Below are 4,831 nucleotides of genomic sequence, written 5' to 3'. Positions count from 1 at the left end.
AGAATATTATCTCTTATCTTGACCAGATGGATTGACTTCAAGGGGTGACAAAACAAAGCGAGCAACTGGAACATCTCCCCCTAGATGTTAAGTCTGATTGACCGGTCATTCTCAACAAGCACTGTTTATTGAGAATGACCGGGGGAACTCTGAAATTTTCGGCTTAGTTGCCGGCAGCTTGCCGCCAACTCACTCCTCTAGATAAGTATTTTGACTCGCGCCCCTTCCCCTTTTGAGACGTTGTGACACTTAGGGTGCGGAATGTGGGTTGAAGAATACCTCAGATGGAGTGCGATAGTCAAGGGCTTTTCGGGGTCGATGGTTGATTAAGTCTGTCACTCGGTCTACCTCAGCTTGTTTGACGATGAGAGAAATTTGTCCCTTTCGGGAAAAACTGCCGCATGAGACCGTTAGTATGCTCGTTGAGTCCTCGCTCCCAAGAATGGTAAGGATTAGCAAAGTAGCATTTAACTCCTAATTGATGTGAGGAGCTTCGTCTTGGGTTTCCTCTCTTGGTGGTACAAGTCAGGTTACCTTGATGAGCCTCCTCATTGGAAGACTACCCTAGTGGTGCACTTCATTTTTGAATCGGCGTTTGGTTGTTTTCGTCTTCCTAAGTCCAAAAATCGAATTTATCACGGCATTGAATCAAGGGGCGGCGCTATTTATTAATAAAAAAAGGTAGTTCTAGTGCATCGCCCGTTACGTTTTGTGTCGTATTCAAGCAATTCATACAGTTTTAATCAATTCACACATCAAATCAAACAACCATCTATCAGGGTAATAGCAGAAGCAGAATTGTTGACTCGACTCAGGTAAGCAGTTCTCAAATTCAATAAGGAGCGTACATGATGAGATTGATGAAAACTGGTGCTAAATTTGTGATCAAAGGTACTTTAAGTAGCGGAATTCTCTTCGGTGGATTGATAATTGTGGCTAATCCAATGTTAGCCGCTACAGTCACTGTCGGATGTGCTGCAACGGATTCGTGTACTCTAACTGAGCTTTTTAATGGTGGTTCTATTCAGGTAGGACAAGAAATTCTAAGTAACTGGTCTTTGGTAAATAGTAGTATAACTGGGACAGCTACCAGCTTTGACTTCAATAATATTGTAGTACAAGAAGAAGACCCGATAGCCTTTGGTCATGGAGTAGCCTATTATGCTAACAATCAGGAACTGAGTGTTTTTGGTGCAGGGACGAAAAGCTTCAGTTACAATTTCAAGGTTACAAGCCTAGAGAACGATATCACTGAGATAACATCGCCTCTGCGATATCGTTCTCTCAATGGTTTCTCACCTTTTTTAACAGGGACTATTGACGTGGGAACTACACAAGGAAGTAACAACATTGGTAGTGCTACTTCAATATATTCCTTCTCTCAAGTCATCAATGGACCTCCTGTAGCTATTCCTAACCTATCTAGTTTTTGGGTAGATACAAGTATTGATATTTTGTCTGATTATGATGTTGGTTTTGCCCAATTGGGATACCTTGGTGGTGGATCACAGGGAAGGGCATACCAGCAACTTTTTCAACTTGCCCCTGTTTCCAGTTCAGTTCCCGAACCCTCCTCTGTTCTTGGGCTTCTTGCCTTCGGCACTTTAGGAGCAGGTGCAGTCCTCAAGCGCAAAATTAAACCATCTAAATCCACTGGAAAAGAACTAGAAAAAGATTCCTAACAATCAGAAAACCCCACAAACGCCCCTTCAATAAGAAAATGAAGGGGTTTATTATTGCCTCAGCCTGAATCGAATGTTGATATTGACCATGCGATGCAACTTCAAGCGATACCGCCGCTCTGTTAATTCCTTGACTGATTATTCCAGTTTGGGTATATTGTTGAATGATCCGAATTTCTAAAAGTATGTCGCGGGAAAAACCCTTGTATTGGGTGGCCTCTGCGAAAAAGGACTACCTGACTTTCCCTGCCGAGGTGCAGGACGATATGGGCTATGCCCTTGGTCTAGCGCAGTTGGGGGGTAAACATCCAAAGGCTAAACCTTGGAAGGGTGAAGGGGCAGGAGTATTTGAGATCGTCGAAGATCATCGAGGCGACACTTATCGAGCGGTCTATACTGTGCGCTTCGCTGAAGTTGTTTACGTTCTGCACGCATTCCAGAAAAAGTCGAAGTCTGGAATCAAGACACCTCAAGAGGATGTAAAGCTTATTGTTGAACGGATGAAACGCGCACAAGCGGATTATGAAAGTAGAGGGACAAAATGAGCAATTTGGAAATCACTCGCGGCACCACGAACGTTTTCGCTGACCTTGGTTATCCAGACGCAACCGAACGGCAAACGAAAACACGCCTAGCCCTGGCCGTTAACGAACTTCTGAAAAGTCGCAAGCTGAAACAGAGGGAGATTGCCATACTGCTTAATATCCCGCAGCCCAAGGTTTCAGCACTAAAAAACTATCGGCTCGATCAATTTTCAGTTGAACGATTGATGGAATTTCTCACGGCATTGAATCAAGATGTCGAGATCGTCATCCGGCCTCGTAGCGATACAAAAGAGGTCGGACATATTTCTGTTCTAGCAGTGCAATAAGAGCAGCAGAGACAAAAAGAGTGGCCTTACCGTCTGTTAAGGGCGGCGCTATTTATTAATAAAAAAAGGTAGTTCTAGTGCATCGCCCGTTACATTTTGTGTCGTATTCAAGCAATTCATACAGACTCAATCAATTCATACAGTAAATCAAGCAACCGCCTGTTACAGTAATGCCAAGAGCAGAATTATCAACTCGAATCAGGAAATTCAATCGCTATAGTTCGCCATACTATAGGATTTACAAAGCTTTTACCGCATAGCGTTGGAGGGAAAAATGACTTTAACTAACCGTAAACGAGCCGTGGGAATCTTCTCTAGCTATCAAGAGGCAGAGAAGGCACTGAATGGATTACGAGATGACGGATTTGCCATGAATGAGGTATCAATCATTGCCAAAGAGCCTGAACGACTGGAGCAGAGCAACCGGATTGGTGAGACACGAGTTCAAGAGCTTACCGAAACAAAAACAACTCATATTGACGAAGGAGCAAAGACCGGGGCAGCGGCAGGCGGAGCCATCGGAGGACTGACAGGCTTGCTGGTTGGGTTGGGCATATTGGCAATTCCTGGAGTGGGCCCCGTCATGTTGGCAGGGGCGGCTGCAACTGCGATCGCTACCACGTTAGCTGGCGGTGCAATCGGGACGGCTACCGGAGGTTTGGTAGGTGGTCTAATTGGTCTAGGAATTCCAGAAGATCGGGCACGAGTCTATCACGATTATGTGGTTCGTGGAGACTACCTGTTGATCGTGGACGGTGCAGATGCTGACATCCTTCAGGCTGAAACAATTCTAAAGCGCCGAGGGATTCGCGAGTGGGAAATTTACAATGCCCTAGCAATTGAAGGCTATGTCGATCCTCCTGCTTCTCGTTTGTAAAATCGGAAATTATTAAAGGATTTGCATCATGAAAAAGATCACAACTTTAATCCTCAGCAGCCTTCTACTGATTGGAACTGTGGCTTGTGAGAACAACGCTAAAACTAGCACCAACGCCCCTTCTTCCACAGAGGAAACGGGGCAAGTTCCTGATACTAAAACAGTCCAAAAGAACCAAAGCGATGCGTCTAGTCAAGTGCGCCGAAATCAACTCAATTCTGATATTCGCGCTCGTGAGCAACGCAACAATCTAACTGGAGGAGATGCGGATCGCGCCAACAGTGACCTTTCCAGTGAAGTTCGCTCTAAGCTAGAAGCCAACATCCCGAAAGGGCAACTTACAGTTTCTGCTAAAGATGGAGCGGTAGTCGTCTCTGGAACCGTAGAAACTCAAGAGCAACTCGACAAAATTGACCCCTTGGCAAAACAAATCAAGGGTGTCAATAGTGTCAAAGTTACAGCAAAAGTGGCGTTGTCAAATTGAAAGATGCTCCGAATCAGCTTGGAACTGAAATTACTTTGATAGCAAGGATTGCATTGCATCTTTCATATTCTAATCTGACAACGCCGCAAAAGTTGCGGTGAGCATCTCACCTTTGTAACTCCTAAATTAAGTTTTATGTCAAGCTATTTTGAAAGCCTTACCAGAAGCAAGTTTTAGCGACAAGCATAATTACTCACTTGCATAAATGAGATGCTCCCAAGTTGCGCCAGCAGCTCCAGCTAAAAAGAAGTAAACAGAAGATAGCAACTGTAACTAACCTTGAAGACAAGGGGCTTAAGCCCCTTGTCTAATCATTGCTTTAGGACTTACGCATTGACAGAATTTCCGTAGTATGCCTTTGAACTTCAGACTATGGCTTCCAAGTTATTGAGGTCAAGGAAGTTGGATGCTAAATTATTGACAATAAAAGAGCGGATGACCTCAGTAAATAACTCCCTTTGTCAGGAATACCAATTAACAATTTGCGCTTTAAATCGGAGAAATTCTAACTGGGGTTTGCTGAATAATGGTAAAACCCTTTTAAAATAAGGCTTTTGACCTGTTAAAATCCGATGTTCATGCTGCGAAAATCGGATTGGGACCTTCAAAAACCTTGCATTATCCTTTTTTTAGTACATAAACTGGTACACAAAAAAGGGCAACAAAGCCTGAAACGACCGGCTACTGACGACCGACGACCGACTCCTAACCCCACCAACAAACTTTTTGCCGCCAACCCTATTTAGTTCCTAGTTCAACCGAGACTAACCGATTCACTTGACATCCTCGCCGCCGTAAAACGGACGGCGATTCCCAAACCTCACGATTTAGGTTTCTGCTTCTTTCCCTTGCGGGGTTCCGCACCTGCCTTAACAGATTTACTCTGTTCTGGTCTTATGGTCGCTCTACAGACTGAC

At 44.4% G+C, this 4,831-nt stretch carries 5 protein-coding genes and 1 pseudogene; 5 read left to right on the top strand and 1 reads right to left on the bottom strand.

Going from position 1 to position 4,831, the window contains the following annotated elements; translation table 11 throughout:
• Window positions 1-249: 249 nt before the first annotated feature.
• Window positions 250-463, bottom strand: a pseudogene (locus O9332_RS19915) (IS30 family transposase); the annotation flags it as partial.
• 397 nt (window positions 464-860) lie between these two features.
• Between O9332_RS19915 and O9332_RS19910 the strand changes: the two are divergent.
• The 5 genes from O9332_RS19910 to O9332_RS19890 all read left to right on the top strand — a co-directional run bounded on the left by O9332_RS19910 (window position 861) and on the right by O9332_RS19890 (window position 3,914).
• Window positions 861-1,682, top strand: a complete 822-nt coding sequence (locus tag O9332_RS19910; RefSeq protein WP_288027058.1) for a PEP-CTERM sorting domain-containing protein — start codon at window positions 861-863, stop codon at window positions 1,680-1,682.
• Between the two features lie 164 nt (window positions 1,683-1,846).
• Complete coding sequence (locus tag O9332_RS19905; RefSeq protein ID WP_002763221.1) at window positions 1,847-2,227, top strand: type II toxin-antitoxin system RelE/ParE family toxin; 381 nt, start codon at window positions 1,847-1,849, stop codon at window positions 2,225-2,227.
• Window positions 2,224-2,553: a helix-turn-helix domain-containing protein gene (locus tag O9332_RS19900; protein ID WP_002763223.1), complete on the top strand. Its 330-nt coding sequence runs from the start codon at window positions 2,224-2,226 to the stop codon at window positions 2,551-2,553. The genes O9332_RS19905 and O9332_RS19900 overlap by 4 nt, the downstream gene beginning before the upstream one ends.
• Window positions 2,554-2,827: 274 nt before the next feature.
• Window positions 2,828-3,430 carry a general stress protein gene (locus O9332_RS19895; RefSeq protein WP_002763225.1) on the top strand — a complete coding sequence of 201 codons (603 nt, stop codon included), beginning with the start codon at window positions 2,828-2,830 and terminating at the stop codon, window positions 3,428-3,430.
• 28 nt (window positions 3,431-3,458) lie between these two features.
• The gene (locus O9332_RS19890; RefSeq protein WP_002763227.1) at window positions 3,459-3,914 is read left to right on the top strand and encodes a BON domain-containing protein; all 456 of its coding nucleotides are present in this window, start codon (window positions 3,459-3,461) and stop codon (window positions 3,912-3,914) included.
• The last annotated feature ends 917 nt before the right edge of the window (window positions 3,915-4,831 follow it).

Origin of the sequence: Microcystis sp. LE19-10.1B (assembly GCF_027530565.1) — a bacterium.
Classification (GTDB): domain Bacteria; phylum Cyanobacteriota; class Cyanobacteriia; order Cyanobacteriales; family Microcystaceae; genus Microcystis; species Microcystis aeruginosa.
Note: the sequence above shows the minus strand (reverse complement) of the source record. Positions and strands in the feature narration are given on the sequence as shown.